Below are 15,520 nucleotides of genomic sequence, written 5' to 3' on the forward strand. Positions count from 1 at the left end.
CGTGCGGGGCGTGGTGGGAGCGATCACGGCGGGGGGCCGCTCCAGCCGCTTCGGCACCGACAAGGCGGCGGCGCGGCTGGAGGGGCGGACGCTGCTCGAACACGTCGCCGCCAGCCTGGAATCTTGCCCCCTGCGCCTGCTCGTCGCGCCACCCGGGCGTTACACGTTGCCCGGCTGGGTGAGAGTGCCTGACATCCGCCCGGGTGAGGGTCCCCTCGCGGCTCTGGAGGCGGCCCTGAATGCCGCACAGATTGGACGGGGGCCGGGTTGGGTCGCCTTCGCCGGGGTGGATATGCCCCGCCTGACCCCCGCGTACTGGGAGGTGCTGGGGCAGGCCCGCACCCCCGGGGCCCGCGCCGTTCTCGCCCTGGACGCCGAGGGAAGGCCGCAGCCCCTCGCCGCCCTGTACCACACCGATCTGCTGGAGCAGGTGGCCCGGCTTCTGGACGGTGGGGAACGTCGGATGCGGGCCGCCGCCCCTCCAGCCCTCACGGTCACCGTACCGCACTCACTCATCCGGGCAGTCAGCCCCCAGGCCCTGCGGAACGTCAATACTCCCGCCGACCTCGCGGCGCTGGCGGAAGGGCAATAAAAAAGCCGCCTCTCTGGGCGGTGATAAAAAGAAGATAGCGTGGGATGCAGGGAAAGTCAAATTATGCAGCCCGATCTTGCAACCCCTACCCGCACCGCGCCTTATGCTCCTTCTTGAGTCGGGCGTATTCCTCGTTGGCCTCCGCCTCGTCCCACTTCGCCTTGAAGAGGCGGGCGGACTCGGCCTTCACCGGGTCCTCGGGGGAGCGGGGGAGTTGGGGACGGCCGTGGGCGCCGCTGCGGCCTTTTTTATCGTCGGGGACGGGGCCGTCGTATTTCTTGCCACCTTTATGGTTGGCATAGCGCCGCGAGCGGGTGTAGCCCATCTGGAGGAACTTGCGGGCCATATCGGCGCCCACGAAGTCCCCGGCCTCCAGGTATTCCAGGAACATCCGGTAGATCGTCTCGCTGCTCTGGCGGGCGAGGTCGGGGGTGGCGAAGCGCCAGTGCGGCAGGAGTTCGGACTTGTACGGCTGCACGAGGAGGACGCCCTGCTCGCCCACGCCCACCCGGTACAGTTCGGGGTGAGCGCGCAGGTCGAGGTGGGCGTAGTCGAGGGAATAGTCGAATTGGGGCATGAGTCCTTAAAGAAAGGCTGCCGGGAACAGCCTGGCAGCCCCTCTGTCCCGCGTGACCCTCAGTTCATGCGGTCGTCGTCCATCATCGCCTGGAGCATCCAGCGAATCTTGTCGATGGTGGCGGCGTAGCCGTTGTACAGGTCGGCGGTGGCGGGGTCGTTGGCGTCGTCCACCGTCTTGGAGTCGTCGCGGTAGCCGCGCGCAACGCGGGTGAGGTCCTGCACGAGGTCGGCGACCTGGGTGCGGGCGTCGCGGACGGTCTCGGTGGGCACCTGCACGAGGCTGAAGCGTTCGAGGTCGCTCGGCGCCGCGACCGGGCTGCCCCCCAGCGCCACCAAGCGCTCGGCCTGCTCGTCGATGCCGTCGAAGATTTCCTCTATGAACTCGTCGTAGGCGAGGTGCAGGTCGCGGAAGAAGCGGCCCCGGATGTCCCAGTGGTACTTCTTGAACTTCAGGTAGAGGCTGATCGTGGTGGCGAGGTTGCGTTGCAGCGTCTCGCTGACGGTACCGAACTCCTCCTCGGTGAGGTAGCCGTGGTCCACCAAGCGGTTGTTCACCGTGTTCAGATGCGCGGCGTCGGCCTTGGCCTCGCCCTGGGCCTCGACCCCCTGGGCGCCCTCCTCGGGCACGGCCTGATCTTGAACCGTCTGGTCCTGGCCCGCCTGATCCTGCACGCCGCTTGCCAGCACGGCGTCTTCCTGTACCGCGCTCTCCTGGGGCGTGGCCTCCTGCGCCGCCTTGGTCCTGCCGCGCGAGGTCCGGGTCCCCGTCTTGCCCGCGCTCTCCGTCTTGCCCGTGCTGCCCGACTTGGTCGCCTTGCTCGCTCGTGTCATGGATTCACGCTACGCTGCCCGCCCGGAGAGGCCCATAGGGGGTTTCTTCACGCAGCCCACCGGGGCTGGCTATGCTGACCTTCCCATGACCGACCCGCCCGAGACGGACAGGCTGTCAGCCCTGCTGGGTGAGCTGCGTATCCTGCTCCAGGGCGCACAGGTCCTCACCAGCTTCCTGATCATCCTGCCGTTCAACACCAATTTCCGCGACATCCTGGCCTCCGAGCGCTGGGTGTACGCGGCCACCTTCCTCTGCTCGCTGATCAGCCTGCTGCTGCTGAGCGCCCCGGCCCTGCACCACTACCTGCGCCGCCCGCTGCACCACCCGCGGCAGTTCAAGGCGACGGTCACCCGGCTGGTCCGGGCCGGGGCCGTCTTCATGTCCCTGACGCTGGTGCTGGCGACCCGGCTGGTGGCGAGCCACGTGCTGCCCGGCGCGTTCGGCTGGATCGCGCCGGGTGGCATCGCCCTGCTGCTGCTGTGGGTGTGGTGGGCCGTCCCCCTCTGGCACGAGTACCGGGAGTACGGGGGGCGCGAACGTTAAGGCGGGGCGCGGAAACCTTGTCGTGCTGAGCGAACGCGAAGCATCTCCAGCCCCTTCGCCTTGCTCAGGGTGACAACCTTTTGAGTCTTGCCCTAGAGGCCTGCGAAGGTCAATCGGTTCCCCTCCACCCTCAACTCCACCGCCCCCACCTCCTGCAACTCGGTGAGGTGGGCGCTCACGACCGCGCGGTTGAGGACCACCGCCCCCGCGTTCGTCATCTCCACGCCCAGGGCGGTGCACACCCGGGCGAGCAGTTCGTCCACCGGGGCCGCCCCCGCCCGCACCGCCTCCAGCACGGCCCGGGTCGTCCGCTCGTAGGCGACGAGGTTGGCCGCCACCAGCCCCGCGAGGTCCTCCGTGGGTCCGCCGTGGCCGGGCAGCACAAGGCGCACGCCCGTCAGTGTTCCCAGCCGCGCGGCGGCCTCCTTCTGGAGCCGGGAGTCCGCGCAGAAGGTCAGGGGATGCTTGCTGAGAGCGTCCGGGCCGAAGAAGGCGTCGGCGGCGTAGAGCACGGCCCCGACACGAACGGCCACCATCTGCATCGCATGTCCCGCCACGTCCAGCAACTCGACTTCCACCCCGCCGAGGCGCACCACGCCGAGGTCCGGCAGGGGCCGCGCCGGGCTGGCGGGCGCGAGCAGAAACTTCGTCTGGAGGTCACGCGGGGGCCGCGCCCCGAAGAGGGAAAGGGGTTCGAGGATCGGCTCTCCAATGATCGCCGCCTCCAGGGGTGGGGCATAGACCTCCAGCCCTGGCAAACGCTTCAGCAGGAAGGCGTTCCCGCCATGGTGGTCCGCGTGGCTGTGGGTGTTCAGGATGGCGGTGGGGGTCAGTCTCATCCCTTCCAGCGCCCGCAGCAGCTTGCGCGCGTGGCTGTCGTCGAGGCCGGTGTCCACCAGCAGCGCGCCGCCTTGTGCATCCTCCAGCACCACGCTATTCACGGCGCCGGGCAGGAAGTGGACGCTGGGCGCCAGGGTCTGAAGCGGGGAGGTCATGGGGACAGGATAAATAAACAGCCCTGCAAGCCCGGCCAGGCCGCCGACATGGACGCGCCTGGGGGACTGGAGTAGCCTACGCGAATGCCCTCTTCGGCGCACTCCGCGCGGCCCCGCAGCGCCTTTACCCGCTGGTTTCTGGAGACCGACCCCCCGGAGCGCGAGGGCTTTTACGAGGACGAGGCGGCGGCCAGGGCGCAGCAGCACAAGCACCCGTGGTGGCAGGTCATGTGCCTGACCGGCGTGGACTACTTCTCCAGCCTGGGATACGCACCCGGCATCGCCTTTCTCGCGGCGGGCGCGCTCTCCCCGGTGGCGACGCTGGTGCTCGTGCTCGTGACCCTCTTCTGCGCCCTGCCCATGTACCGCCGGGTCGCCTACGAGAGCCCCCACGGGGACGGCTCGCTGAGCATGCTCGAACGGCTGCTCGCCTACTGGCCCAGCAAGCTGCTCGTGCTGGCCCTGCTGGGCTTTGTCGCCACGGGCTTTGTTATCACCATCACCCTGTCGGCGGCGGACGCGGCGGCGCACGTCACCGAGAACCCGCTGCTCAAGGTGGCCCTGGACGGCCAGGAGGTCCTCATCACGCTGGGACTGATCGCGCTGCTGGGCGCGGTGTTTCTCAAGGGCTTCAAGGAGGCCATCGGGATTGCGGTCGCGCTGGTCGCGTTGTACCTGGGCTTGAACGTGGTCCTGATCGGGCGTGGGCTGCTGGAGGTAGTGACGCACCCCGGCCTGGTCGGGGACTGGTGGACGGGCCTGCGGCAGACCTACCTCTCGCCACTGGCGCTGATCGGGGCCGCGCTGCTGGTGTTTCCCCGGCTGGCGCTGGGCATGAGCGGCTTCGAGACCGGGGTGGTCGTGATGCCGCTGGTGCGCGGTGAAGCGGGTGACTCGCCCGAACGGCCCCTGGGCCGCATCCGCAACGCCCGGCGACTGCTGACGACCGCCGCCACCATCATGAGCGTGCTGCTGCTGAGTTCTTCGGTGGTGAGCACGCTGCTCACGCCCAGCGCGGCGTTCTGGCCCGGCATCACGTACAGCCACAACGTCAATGCCGCCGACCTCGCGGCGGGCCGCGCCATCCTGAACGTTCCCCTCGACAATCCCGCCAACCCGCGGGTGGTCCACACCCTGCAACTGCCCCCCGGGCGCATCGGCACCTTCACCGTCTCGGTGCCTGCGGGGGGCACCACTGTGCCGCTCACGGTGACGGTCACCCCGGTGCCCGGCTCCGGGGCGGACAGCGTCACGGTCACCAAACCCGCTGGGGAGGCGAACGGGCGCGCCCTGGCGTACCTCGCGCACCGCACCTTCGGCGAGGGCTTCGGCAGCCTGTACGACCTCTCGACCATCCTGATCCTGTGGTTCGCGGGGGCCTCGGCGATGGCGGGCCTGCTGAACATCGTGCCGCGCTACCTGCCCCGCTACGGCATGGCCCCCGAATGGGCGCGGGCCACCCGGCCCCTGGTGGTGATCTTCACCGGCATCTGTTTCCTGGTCACAATCCTGTTCCGGGCGAGCGTGGACGCGCAGGGCGGAGCGTACGCGACGGGCGTGCTGGCCCTGATGACCTCGGCGGCCATCGCGGTGTTCCTCACCGAGGTGCGGCGGGGGCACCGCGGCACCTCCGTCTTCTTCGGCCTGGTCAGCCTGATCTTCATCTACACCATCAGCGTCACCATCCTGGGGCGCCCGGAGGGTCTGTACATCGCCCTGCTGTTCGTCGCGGCGATCCTGGCGATCAGCGTGGCCTCGCGGGTGAGCCGCTCGACCGAGTTGCGCGTGCAGCAGGTCGTCTTCGACGGGGAGGCCGAGCGCCTGATGCAGGAGACCCGCCAACGTGGCCTCCCCGTGCGCTTTATCGCCAACCGCCTCAACGCCGGGGATACCACCGAGTACCGCCTCAAGGAGCTGGAGGTCCGGCTGGACACCCACCTCCCCCAGGGCGAACCCGCCCTCTTCCTGGAGGTGGAGGTCACCGACCCCAGCAATTTCAGCGACACCGTGACGGTGACCGGCGTCCGGGTGGGCCGCCACGCCATCCTGCGCGCCCGCGGGAACAGCGTGCCCAACACCATCGCCGCCGTGCTGCTGCATGTGCGCGACCTGACCGGCGTGCCCCCCCACGTGTACTTCGAATGGAGCGAGAAGGGCCCCGCCGGGAACGCCCTGCGCTTCCTGCTCGCGGGCGAGGGCGACATCCCGCCGCTGACCCACGAAATCCTGCGTGTGGCCGAGCAGGATCAGGCCCGGCGGCCGGTCGTGCATGTCGGCGGGTAGGGCTGGGACGCAGAAGGGGAGCCAGCGTGACTTGCTGGCCCCTCCACTTCTTTTCAGACAAAAACCCCACCCCGCGGCGGGGACGTCCAGTCAGGCACGGTGACGCGCTGGGCAGGCGCCCAGAGGCTCAGGTCATGAGCTTGACCGGAGTACGAATCAACTTTGCGGGAGCGGTGAACAGGACCGCGAGAGTGGTGACAACCGCCGTTCAGGTCGCCAGACTGTTCATTCGACGTTGAACCTTGGCTTGCTCCGCTGTTCGATCGCTGGTGTGCTTCTTGTGCGTCACCCACCTTTCGGCGACCCCCATGTGTCTGCGGCCCACGGGGATCGCCCCTCTCTAGAGTGGTGACCTCCGACCTACCCCATTTGTTGTCCAGCGCAGCCAGCAGAGCCCGTCCACTATAGAGAGTCAGCCTCCTCTCACGGTCTCACTCCCGCCCCCGCCGGGTGTACCCTCTGCCCCGTGACTCCTTCCGCGGCTGCCCCTCCCTTTCGTCTTTCAGGAGCCCAGCTCGGCCTGATTGCGGCGAACTTCCTCATGTGGGGTGGCTTCTTCGCAGTCATCCCGCTGGTGACGGTGCATTTCGTGGACGGGCTGGGGTGGGCGGCGGCGAGCGTGGGGCTGGTGCTGGGGGTGCGGCAACTGACCCAGCAGGGCCTGACGGTATTCGGCGGCGCGTGGGCGGACCGCATCGGCGCCAAGCCGCTGATCCTGGCCGGGTGCCTGATCCGCACGCTGGGCTTTACCTGGATGGGCTTCGCGGACACGCTGCCCGTGCTGCTCGCCGCGTCCGTGCTCGCCGGAATCGGGGGCGGCCTGTTCGACGCCCCCAAGAACGCGGCGATCACCACCGTGACCACCCCGGAACACCGCACGCGGATGTTCAGCCTGACCTCCATCTCGGGGAACCTGGGCATGGTGACCGGCCCGCTGATCGGCGCATGGCTCATCGGCCTGGGCTTCCGCACGGCGGCGGTCGCGGCGGGCAGCGTGTACCTGCTCGCCTGCGCGGTGCTGGCCCTGACCCTGCCGCACATCCGCCCCGAGCGGGCGGCGAGCGGCCTCGCCGGGCTGAGGACGGCTGCCCTGGACCGCCGCTTCCGGCGCTTCACCCTGGTGCTCGTGGGGTATTTCCTGCTCAGCACGCAGCTCAACGTGGCGGTCACCCTCAAGGCGGTCGCCCTGGCGGGGCCGGGGGCGACGGGGCCGCTGTACGGGCTGTCGGCGGGGCTCGCGGTCGTGCTGCAATACCCCCTGCTGCGCTTCGTGGAGCGGCGGGTGCGGACGCGGGTGGCGCTGGTCGCCGCCGTGCTCACCGTCGGCCTGAGCCTGGGCCTGATGGGACTCGCGGTCACCTTCGGGCAACTGCTCGCCTGCGTGGCCCTGTACAGCCTGGGCACCATGCTTGTGTACCCCACCCAGCAGACGCTGACCGCCCGGCTGGCCCCGCCCGGGCTGACCGGCAGCTACTTCGGCTTCTCGGCAATCAGCCTGGGGCTGGGGGGCGCGGTGGGCAACCTGGTGGGCGGGGTGCTGATCGATCTGGGGGCGCGGCTGGGGGTGCCGCTGCTCCCCTGGCTGACTCTGATGGGGGTGGGCGTGCTCACCGCGCTGGGCCTGCGCTGGGCGCTGAAAGAAGTGCCCACCCGCGAGCAGGTGGAGCGGGCACAGGCTTGACCCGATACCAGGGAAAACGCCCCACACCTCCGGAGTGTGGAGCGACTCGGTGACCGGGCCGGGGGCCCAGATCAGGGCGAGGAGGGCATGGGCATGGCCGGAGCGGAAGGAGAGGGGGCGGTCCCGCCCAGCGCCTGCGCCTGCGCCAGGTGATCGGCGACGATGGGCTGGAGTTGGGCGGCGAGGGCCACGACCGCCGCGTCCTGCCCGGCCGTCTGCTCGTTGAGCAGGACACTGAGAGTGGCCTGGTGGCCCACCACCTGCTCGTTGAGGTAGGCCCTGTCGAGGGCCGCGCCGCTCAGGGTGCTCAGGGTGTTCACCTTGATCTGGAGTTCCGGCGGCAGCACCTTGGGCAGCGGCACCCGGCGGGCGGCGGCCAGGGCATTGACCTGATTCTGCGCCGTCGTGTGTTCGTTGATCATGCGCTCGGCGTAGGCGCGCACCGCCGCATTGCTCGACTTGCCCAGCACCACCTGCGAGGTCTGGATTTCGAACAGGTTGCTGCCGGTGTTCGCTTGCAGGAACAGGCCGTCCACCGTGCTGGCATTCGGTGCCAGCATGGACGGCGCGCACGAGGCGAGAACGAGGGGAACAAGGAACACCGCGGGTCGTCTCAGCATAAAAAGCCTCCGGGCAGGGCGGATGACGAACGGCAAGAGGACCGTGACAAGAAACAGACGTTCGCCTCGAAATTCAGTGTGGGCAAGAGTCGGCTTTTCATCGTGGCAGTGTCCTTAAGAAGAACTGAGTTTAACCTCACAGCAGCGTGGGCCTCTATAAAACAGGTCGTAGCTTTGTAGCTCATCTCCAGAGAAGTTGAAGAATTCCCACAATGTTGCACTAAAATGAATCAGGGCCGCTCATCCCTACCCGCTACACTTTGCTTATGGTCTGGATCAACGTCTTCATGCTGCTGCTCGTCGCGCTGGTGGTGGGCTGGGTGCCGGTGGTGGGACCGCTGGGGCTGGGCTTTCTGGCTGGCCGGGCCGAACGGGGGCCGCGGGCCGTGCTGGTGCTGCTCCCCGCGCTGGCCTTGCAGACGCTGGGCCTGCTGGGCGTGCGCTGGCTGGAGAACGTGGCCGAGGCGCGCGGCCTGGGGGGCTGGTTCTGGACCGTCCTGGCCTGGCTGGGCAGCCCGGTGAACGCCCTGCTGGGCCGCCCGCTGGGAAACATGATCGGGGACAGCGACGCGGCGGGCTTCCTGCTGCTGTTCACGCTGCCCGCCGCGCTGGGCCTCCTGCTGGGCTGGCTGACGGGGCGGCGCCCAGGGCGGCTGTAACCGGGTTCCCCACGTGTGCCCGCACGAGGACAGGCACGGGCCATCCCTGCTCCCACCCATAAAGAACTCCCCGGCTCGGTTCAACCGGAGAGTTCCATTTGACCCCAGCCCCCGGCCGACCTCAGGGCAGTCTGCGGTCCTGGGTGATCGTGGGGGCGGCGGCGAGCGCCTGCACGCCGAGGTTGAGCAGGGTGTCCTGCCCGCGGGTGAGGAGCCGCAGGTCCTCATCAGTCTGGTCGCGGAGCTGGTTGGGCGTCACGCGCACCGGGTAGGGGGTGCCGTCAGGCTTGGCGTAGTGCAGGATGGTGAGTTGCAGCGCGGCGTCCTGGCCGACCGGGAAGATGCGCGTCGCGGTGTTGCCCACGCCCGCCGTCGTCTCCCCGATGATCGGGCCGCGCCCGGCGTACTGCACCTCGTAGGCGAAGAACTCGCTGCACGAGGCGCTGCCCTCATCCACCAGCACCGAAAGCGGTCCGGTCCAGAGCTGCGGGTTCCGCACGCCCCCGGCGTTGCGCCCGTCCTCCACCCGGGCGCCCCGGCTGACGAGCGTCCGGGAGTCGCCCTCCGGGCCGCGGGCCACCCGCACGAAGGAGGGGACAAAGGCGCCCACCGAGCTGTCACACTCGGCCAGGCTGCCCCCCGTGTTGCCGCGCAGATCCACGATCATGCCCTGCGCCCCGCGGGACCGTGCCTCGGCGACGAGGTCGTGGACCTTCTGCGCCACCCCGCCCCCCGCCAGGAAGGTGGGGATTCGCAGCACCGCCACGTTGTTCTGCGCCCCCGCGAAGCTCAGCCGCGGCAGGTCGCGGGTGCTGCTGTCGCGTGAGGTCAGGTTGACCGTGACCGGCTGCCCTGCCCGTTCCAGCCCCAGCGAGATCGTCCGCCCGTCCACCCGGGCCTGCCGCAGCGCCTCGTAGGTGTAGGGCTTGCCGTCTAGGCTGACGAGCAGGTCACCGCGGCTCAACCCCGCCTCCTCGGCGGCGCTCTGGGGCACGACCTCCAGCACGACCCGGCTCTCGCCGTCGAGCTTCGCCAGCTTCACCCCGAACTGCCGCCGGTTGCCGCCCGTGGCGCTCGCCACGAAATCCTGGAAGTCCTCGGGCGTCTGGAAGAAGCTGTGTTCGTCGCCCAGCGCCGTGATCTCGGCCTCCAGCACCGGGTAGGCCTTTTCGGCGGGGCAGGTCGTAGGCTCCGGAGCGCACGCCGTGTCCAGCCGCCCCTGGTACTCGCGGGTCAGGGCCGGACGGTCCACCGTGGACAGGCCGCCGTACTCGCCCTGCAGCAGCAGGTTCACCTCGTCGTAGATCGCCTGCGCGGGCGAGGGGACCACCTGTGCGGGGGGCGCCTCCGTCTGCGCGAGAGTACCGGGTCCGAACAGCCCGGACGTGAGCAGGGCGGTGGCGGCGAGCAGGGCGGACACACGTTGGGCCGACGGGCGAAGGGCCGGGACGCGGCGCGGGGTGGCGTTCATGGGTCCCCCTATTCTGCTGGGAACAGATGGGAACTTGGTGGGGCGCGAATCCCACAGGAGTCACAAAAAGGGGGTGAGAACTGGGGGGTAGGAATTTGGGAAAGCTTCAGGATTCGGGAGGCTTCTGCGCGGAATTCGCAGTCGTCTTCCAACGTGAGCTGAGGGCTATACCGAAGTCTCCCACCGAGGAGAAAAGCTGCGCGGGAGGACAAAAATCTCCTCCGGGTGGGCATGAAGGGCCGGGCGTCCGGGATCGGCCGGAGTTCAATCCCCTGGTCTTGGAGGCGAGCTGGCAAGGCAAGCTGACGCTTGCCACCCCACTCCCCGACCCTTTAACCCTTCCTACGCCACCGGGTGGCGCTGGTACAGGTCCACCATCCGGCGCAGGAAGCGCAGGCCGGGACCCAGGCTGCTCGCCTGCACCCATTCGTCCTCGCGGTGGGCATTGCCGCCGCGGTAGACGCCCAAGGCGATGGCGGGGAGGCCATGGGGCGCGGCGGCGTTGGCGTCGGTGCTGCTCGACGCCAGACGCAGGTCGGTGTGGACCTCACGGGCCGCTTCCCGGGCAAGGTCGAGCAGGGGTTGCGAGTGCAGGTCTCCGCCAGGGCGGTCGCCGACGCGCTCCAGGCGCAGGCTGACCCCAGCCTCGCGGGCGGCGGCGTGCAGGGCGCCCTGTGCCCGGGTGTCGAGTTCGTCGAGGGCCTCCGGGTCGAGCGAGCGCAGGTCGAGCAGCAGATCGGCGCTCCCCGCGATGGAGTTGACGCTCGTGCCGCCTGAGGCCAGACCCACGTTCAACGTGGTGCGCGGCGAGACCGGACGGGGCAGCGCATACAGGTCGTGGATCGCCACGCCGAGGGCATGCAGGGCGCTGGGGGCCTGGTCACCCCAGGAGTGCCCGCCTGGCCCCAGAAAGATGGCCCGGTACCGCCGCACGCCCACCGCCCGCGTCACCGCCACCCCCAGATACCCGTCCACCGCGATAAAGGCGCCCAGCCGTTCCCGGTGCCGGGCGAGCAGGTGCTTGGCGCCGCGTAGGTCCCCCAGCCCCTCCTCGCCCACGTTGGCGGCGACCCACAGCGGGCGGCGCAGCCGCCCCTCGTGACCGCGCAGGTCGCGCAGCAGGGCCGTGACGACCGCCAGGCTGGCGCTGTTGTCACCCACGCCCGGCCCGATCAGCCGCCCGCGTTCCTCGCGCACCGTGACGTTGGTGCCGCGCGCGAACACCGTGTCCAGGTGCGCGGCGAGGAGCAGGGCGGGCTTGCCCTCGGTCCCGGGGGGCGTCACGCGGGTCAGGACGTTGCCCACCTCGTCGCGGGCCGTCTGGTAGCCGAGGTCCTCCCACAGGCTCGCCATCAGGTCGGCGCGCTCCCCCTCCTCGAAGGTGGGGGCGGGCGTCTGGGCGATGCGCGCGAGGTACGACAGGGGCATTGCGGGCGATTCTAGCGGCCCGGGCAGGGCTGGGCAGTCCCCCCGGATTCCCACTGCCTTTATCAAGCAAGGCCAAACCCCCGACCACCTGGGCCGGGGGTGGAAATCCGGGTTGACCTCAGCGGCGCATCAGCCGGGAGCCGATCATCGCGGCCAGGCCGACCAGACCCGCCTTGACCATCGGGTTGCCGAGCGCGCCGCCGGGAGCGAAGGCGGCCTCCAGCGGGCTGCGGCCGTCCTGGGTGGGGGCCTGCGCCGTGCGGCTGTAGGCGTCGGCGAGGTCGTTGGGATCGTCGTAGCGGACCTGCTGCACCGGGCTGTAGGGGCTTTGCACCATCGCGTCGCCCATCTGCTGGCGCTGATCCGGGGGAAGCTGCTGGAAGTACTCTCCCAGCACCTGGCGCCGCTCCTCGGGCGAGGCGTTCTGGAGGTATTCCTGAACGTAGGCGGCAGCCTCCTGGGGCGACACCCGGCCGTCGCCGTTGAGGTCGCGGGGGTCGAGGTTGGCCATCTGCTCGTGGCGGTCGCGTTGATCGAAGAACATGGAAACCTCCTGTGGAGTGGGTCTGGACCATCCGCCAGACCGGGGCGAAACGCCCTCACCTTAGGCGCCCCCCCGGTAGTCGGCGTGAGCGCACACTTCACAGGAGTTCATGGCCGCAGGTGCGCGAAAGAGGGCAAGAGGCGGGACAATCGCGCGCTGATCCCGCTGCTAGATTGCCCGCATATGCGTTCTCTCGTCCTGATCGGTCACGGCTCACATCTGAACGGCGAGTCGGCGGGCGCGGTCTACCGCTACGCCGAGCGGCTGCGGGAGCGCGGCCTGTACGACGAGGTCGTGGAGGGCTACTGGAAGGAGGAGCCCTCGCTGCGCCAGGTCCTCAAGACCACCCGCTCCACCGACGTGACGGTCATCCCCATGTTCATCTCCGAGGGCTACTTCACCGAGACGGTCATTCCCCGCGAACTCGGCCTGGGCCACCAGGGGCCGGTGCCGCCGGAGGGGATCGCGCGGGTGCTCGGTGGGCGAACGGTGCGCTACACCCTGCCCTACGGCGTCCACCCGGGTATGAGCGAGGTGATCCTTGCCCGTGCGCGTGAAGTTCTGCCTGACCTGAACGCCGCCGACACTGCCCTGATCGTGCTGGGCCACGGCACCACCCGTAACGAGAACTCCAACCGGGTGATCTACCGCAATGCCGATCTCTTGCGCAACTCCGGGCACTTCGCGTCCGTTCACGCCCTCTTCCTCGACGAGGACCCCAGGGTGGGCACCTGGCCGGAGGTGGTGAAGGCCCGGCGGGTGGTCGTTGTCCCCTTCTTCGCGTCCGAGGGCTGGCACACCCTGGAGACCATCCCCGAGGACATGGGCCTGACGGGCGAGGTGACGTGCTTCCCGGACAACCCCCACGGCCCGCAGACGGTGTACTACGCCAAGCCGGTGGGCACTCACCCGGCCGTCGCGGACGTGATCCTGCACCTCGCCGAGGAGGCGCGCGGGGCGTCCGAGCGGGGTGGCGACGAGGACCGGGCGCACGCGGAGACCTGGGCCGCCTTCCTGACCCTGGCCCGGGAGGGGATCCGCGTGGGCGAGGCGCTCATCACGCCCCACGCGGGCATGTTCGAGCTGCGCCACATGCTCGACGAGGGCCGCCCGAGTGACGACCTCACCACCGTCGTCACGCCGGAGGGGCTGCGCGACCTCACCCGCCGGGATGAGGGCGGGCACCACCGCCCGGTCCACACCTTCCGCAACCTGCCGCGCGGCTGGCGGGCCGTGCTGTCGGAGGACGACCTGCCGCGCGGCGTCCACAACCTCTACCCCGCCGTGGTCGAGGAGGGGTACGCCCACCACCGCCATACGCTGCGGCCCACCCCCTGGCCGACGACCGCCCGCCGCCAAACCGGCATCTACGCCAAGGTGCAGCGGGCCACCCCCGACCAGGTTGAGGCCGTGGCGAGGGACGTGTGCAGCGGCTGCCTCAAGACCCGCCTGTGGGCCGGGGAGCGGCTGGGCCGCACCTTTTTCGCGGGCGTGCCCGGCGCCATCCCCTGCCCCGAGGCCTGCACCTACTTCATCGCCGAGGTGCGCGAGGAGGTCAGCGGCAAGCGTGGTCAGACGGCCCAGGGGCACGAGGACTGAGGAGTACGGGAGGGCGCCCGCGTCCTGTTGTCCCCTCACCTCCGGGTGAGAGAATGCCTGCCATGACCGCCCCGCAGGCTCCTCGCCCCGCCGCCCGTCCCAAAGCCCGCCCGGGCATTCCGAAAACCGTCTGGGACCTCGTCTTCACCCTCGTCATCCCCATCCTGATCCTGAGCCCGAACATGCTGGGGAGCGGGATCAGCGTGGCGGAGCTGCTGGGCGGGGGGACGACGGGCAATGTCCGGGCGTACCTGATCGCCGCGCTGATTCCCGTCGCCTACGTGCTGATCGACCTGATCGTGAACCGCAACGTCAGCCCGGTCGCCCTGATCGGCGGGGCGGGGGCGATCTTCAGCGGCGCGCTCGCCTTCTGGTATGTGGACGGCTTCTGGTACGCGATCAAGGACAGCGCCCGCTCCTACCTGACGGGCATCCTCTTCCTGCTCAGCGCCCTGACGAGCGTGCCCCTCTTCCGCGTCTTTCTCGACGCCGCCAGCATCGGCGAGAAGCCGGAGGACCGGGCGGCCACCCAGCAGGCGATGCGCGACGCGACCGTTCACAGAGGCCTGGTTGCGGGCACGGTCGTCTTCGCGGTCGTGGACCTGATCGGCGGCGTGGTGAACAGCTTCGTGAACTACGGGCGCGTGACGGCCAAGTTCGGCACCGACGCCTTCAACGCCCAGGTCGCCGAGGTGAACGCCATCATGCGCGTGCCCGGCATGGTCATCAGCCTAATCGGCGTGGCCCTCGCCATCTGGCTCGTGCAGTCGGCCGTGAAGCGCCGCTACGGGGCCGGGGCGAGCCTGCTGGAGCCCTCGAAGCTGGCCGCCAGGATGCGAGAGCGGGGGGAAGTCGGCGCGTAGGCTGTAACTCTCAGCACCGCGTAAAGGCCCCACCGCGCGTGGGGTCTTTTCTCCTCCTCTACTCCCCCGTCCGCGCCCGCCGCTTCTGGTACGCCCCGGTCAATAACTCCGCGATGTACTCGCGGGTGAAGGGCATTCCGCTCGCCTCAGCGGCGGCGATCTCGGCGTCGCGGTTGTAGGTCAGGCGCACGAAGGTGGCGCTGTGGGCGGGACTGTTCGGGTCGAATTCCAGGACGAGATAGCTGGGGAGCGTGCTGTCGAGCGGATTGCCCACCGACCCCGTGTTGATGAGGGGACGGCCCTCCACGTCGAGCATCAGCGTCTCGTGGACGTCGGCGTAGACGAGGGCGTCGGCATACTGGTGCAGGGCGAACTGCGGATTGGGGGTGTAGGCGTCGAGCTGCTCGGCCAGGCTGGAGTGCGGGTACAGGCGGTGAAAGAGGCCCTTGGAACTCGCGTGGACGAATCGCCACCACGCCCCGCCGAACTGCTCCTCGATGCCGTAGGGAAGCCCCGCCAGGTAGGCCAGCGCCTCCGGCGAGAGCTTGGAGCGCGGCCAGAGGTCCTGGGGGCGGTTGGTGGCCCCCGCGACCCGGGCGTCCCAGTTGCCCTGGATCACGCGCGTGGCGTACGCCTGGGTCCATTCGACCACTTCCTTCGGGCGCGGCCCCTTGCCGACCAGGTCGCCCAGCACCCACAATTCCGTAATCCCCCGTCTCCGCACGTCCGCGTGTACGGCCAGCGTCGCCTCCAGATTGGCGTGCAGGTCCGCGAGAACGGCGAGCCGGATCATGGGGGGCAGTCTAGCCCAGCAGGACGGGCCGTCAGGAG

General features: G+C 69.6%; 15 protein-coding genes. 7 read left to right on the forward strand and 8 right to left on the reverse strand.

The window, feature by feature from the left end:
- The first annotated feature begins 1 nt into the window (after position 1).
- A complete protein-coding gene (locus F784_RS0114335; protein ID WP_019587419.1) occupies positions 2-592 on the forward strand; it encodes a molybdenum cofactor guanylyltransferase in 591 nt (196 codons plus the stop codon).
- A gap of 85 nt (positions 593-677) precedes the next feature.
- Here F784_RS0114335 and F784_RS0114340 read toward each other — a convergent pair whose 3' ends face one another.
- Positions 678-1,169, reverse strand: coding sequence for a DUF4385 domain-containing protein (locus F784_RS0114340; protein WP_019587420.1), 492 nt, complete (start codon positions 1,167-1,169; stop codon positions 678-680).
- Between the two features lie 59 nt (positions 1,170-1,228).
- A complete protein-coding gene (locus tag F784_RS0114345; protein ID WP_019587421.1) occupies positions 1,229-2,002 on the reverse strand; it encodes a Dps family protein in 774 nt (257 codons plus the stop codon).
- A gap of 85 nt (positions 2,003-2,087) precedes the next feature.
- On the opposite strand from F784_RS0114345, the gene F784_RS23220 reads away from it, so the two are divergent.
- Complete coding sequence (locus tag F784_RS23220; protein WP_019587422.1) at positions 2,088-2,546, forward strand: DUF6328 family protein; 459 nt, start codon at positions 2,088-2,090, stop codon at positions 2,544-2,546.
- Positions 2,547-2,638: 92 nt separating this feature from the next.
- On the opposite strand, the gene F784_RS0114355 is transcribed toward F784_RS23220, so the two are convergent.
- A complete protein-coding gene (locus tag F784_RS0114355; protein ID WP_019587423.1) occupies positions 2,639-3,541 on the reverse strand; it encodes an MBL fold metallo-hydrolase in 903 nt (300 codons plus the stop codon).
- Between the two features lie 84 nt (positions 3,542-3,625).
- On the opposite strand from F784_RS0114355, the gene F784_RS0114360 reads away from it, so the two are divergent.
- Positions 3,626-5,824 (forward strand): APC family permease, encoded by a 2,199-nt coding sequence (locus F784_RS0114360; protein ID WP_019587424.1) that lies wholly within the window; start codon positions 3,626-3,628, stop codon positions 5,822-5,824.
- 466 nt (positions 5,825-6,290) lie between these two features.
- A complete protein-coding gene (locus tag F784_RS23225; RefSeq protein WP_040383250.1) occupies positions 6,291-7,505 on the forward strand; it encodes an MFS transporter in 1,215 nt (404 codons plus the stop codon).
- Between the two features lie 71 nt (positions 7,506-7,576).
- Here F784_RS23225 and F784_RS0114370 read toward each other — a convergent pair whose 3' ends face one another.
- A complete protein-coding gene (locus F784_RS0114370; protein ID WP_019587426.1) occupies positions 7,577-8,125 on the reverse strand; it encodes a DUF4142 domain-containing protein in 549 nt (182 codons plus the stop codon).
- Positions 8,126-8,391: 266 nt separating this feature from the next.
- On the opposite strand from F784_RS0114370, the gene F784_RS0114375 reads away from it, so the two are divergent.
- Positions 8,392-8,784: a hypothetical protein gene (locus tag F784_RS0114375; RefSeq protein ID WP_019587427.1), complete on the forward strand. Its 393-nt coding sequence runs from the start codon at positions 8,392-8,394 to the stop codon at positions 8,782-8,784.
- A gap of 121 nt (positions 8,785-8,905) precedes the next feature.
- Here F784_RS0114375 and F784_RS0114380 read toward each other — a convergent pair whose 3' ends face one another.
- The 3 genes from F784_RS0114380 to F784_RS0114390 all read right to left on the reverse strand — a co-directional run bounded on the left by F784_RS0114380 (position 8,906) and on the right by F784_RS0114390 (position 12,227).
- Positions 8,906-10,255, reverse strand: coding sequence for a S41 family peptidase (locus tag F784_RS0114380; RefSeq protein WP_019587428.1), 1,350 nt, complete (start codon positions 10,253-10,255; stop codon positions 8,906-8,908).
- Between the two features lie 342 nt (positions 10,256-10,597).
- On the reverse strand, positions 10,598-11,683 hold the full coding sequence (locus tag F784_RS0114385) for a M20/M25/M40 family metallo-hydrolase (RefSeq protein WP_019587429.1): 1,086 nt from the start codon (positions 11,681-11,683) through the stop codon (positions 10,598-10,600).
- A gap of 118 nt (positions 11,684-11,801) precedes the next feature.
- A complete protein-coding gene (locus F784_RS0114390) occupies positions 11,802-12,227 on the reverse strand; it encodes a hypothetical protein (RefSeq protein ID WP_019587430.1) in 426 nt (141 codons plus the stop codon).
- Between the two features lie 84 nt (positions 12,228-12,311).
- On the opposite strand from F784_RS0114390, the gene F784_RS0114395 reads away from it, so the two are divergent.
- Together F784_RS0114395 and F784_RS0114400 are read left to right on the forward strand one after the other, a co-directional pair.
- Complete coding sequence (locus F784_RS0114395) at positions 12,312-13,826, forward strand: DR2241 family protein (RefSeq protein ID WP_281166718.1); 1,515 nt, start codon at positions 12,312-12,314, stop codon at positions 13,824-13,826.
- Positions 13,827-13,888: 62 nt separating this feature from the next.
- Positions 13,889-14,689 (forward strand): VC0807 family protein, encoded by an 801-nt coding sequence (locus tag F784_RS0114400; RefSeq protein WP_019587432.1) that lies wholly within the window; start codon positions 13,889-13,891, stop codon positions 14,687-14,689.
- Positions 14,690-14,747: 58 nt separating this feature from the next.
- On the opposite strand, the gene F784_RS0114405 is transcribed toward F784_RS0114400, so the two are convergent.
- Positions 14,748-15,482 carry a metallophosphoesterase family protein gene (locus tag F784_RS0114405; RefSeq protein WP_019587433.1) on the reverse strand — a complete coding sequence of 245 codons (735 nt, stop codon included), beginning with the start codon at positions 15,480-15,482 and terminating at the stop codon, positions 14,748-14,750.
- Positions 15,483-15,520: the final 38 nt, after the last annotated feature.

Origin of the sequence: Deinococcus apachensis DSM 19763, from assembly GCF_000381345.1 — a bacterium.
GTDB classification, from domain to species: Bacteria; Deinococcota; Deinococci; order Deinococcales; family Deinococcaceae; genus Deinococcus; species Deinococcus apachensis.

What these genes read in the sequence shown, in the direction of transcription:
- F784_RS0114340 (WP_019587420.1), bottom strand. Translation starts at nt 1,169, where the DNA reads ATGCCCCAATTCGACTATTCCCTCGACTACGCCCACCTCGACCTGCGC.
- F784_RS0114345 (WP_019587421.1), bottom strand. Translation starts at nt 2,002, where the DNA reads ATGACACGAGCGAGCAAGGCGACCAAGTCGGGCAGCACGGGCAAGACG.
- F784_RS23220 (WP_019587422.1), top strand. Translation starts at nt 2,088, where the DNA reads ATGACCGACCCGCCCGAGACGGACAGGCTGTCAGCCCTGCTGGGTGAG.
- F784_RS0114355 (WP_019587423.1), bottom strand. Translation starts at nt 3,541, where the DNA reads ATGACCTCCCCGCTTCAGACCCTGGCGCCCAGCGTCCACTTCCTGCCC.
- F784_RS0114360 (WP_019587424.1), top strand. Translation starts at nt 3,626, where the DNA reads ATGCCCTCTTCGGCGCACTCCGCGCGGCCCCGCAGCGCCTTTACCCGC.
- F784_RS0114370 (WP_019587426.1), bottom strand. Translation starts at nt 8,125, where the DNA reads ATGCTGAGACGACCCGCGGTGTTCCTTGTTCCCCTCGTTCTCGCCTCG.
- F784_RS0114375 (WP_019587427.1), top strand. Translation starts at nt 8,392, where the DNA reads ATGGTCTGGATCAACGTCTTCATGCTGCTGCTCGTCGCGCTGGTGGTG.
- F784_RS0114380 (WP_019587428.1), bottom strand. Translation starts at nt 10,255, where the DNA reads ATGAACGCCACCCCGCGCCGCGTCCCGGCCCTTCGCCCGTCGGCCCAA.
- F784_RS0114385 (WP_019587429.1), bottom strand. Translation starts at nt 11,683, where the DNA reads ATGCCCCTGTCGTACCTCGCGCGCATCGCCCAGACGCCCGCCCCCACC.
- F784_RS0114390 (WP_019587430.1), bottom strand. Translation starts at nt 12,227, where the DNA reads ATGTTCTTCGATCAACGCGACCGCCACGAGCAGATGGCCAACCTCGAC.
- F784_RS0114400 (WP_019587432.1), top strand. Translation starts at nt 13,889, where the DNA reads ATGACCGCCCCGCAGGCTCCTCGCCCCGCCGCCCGTCCCAAAGCCCGC.
- F784_RS0114405 (WP_019587433.1), bottom strand. Translation starts at nt 15,482, where the DNA reads ATGATCCGGCTCGCCGTTCTCGCGGACCTGCACGCCAATCTGGAGGCG.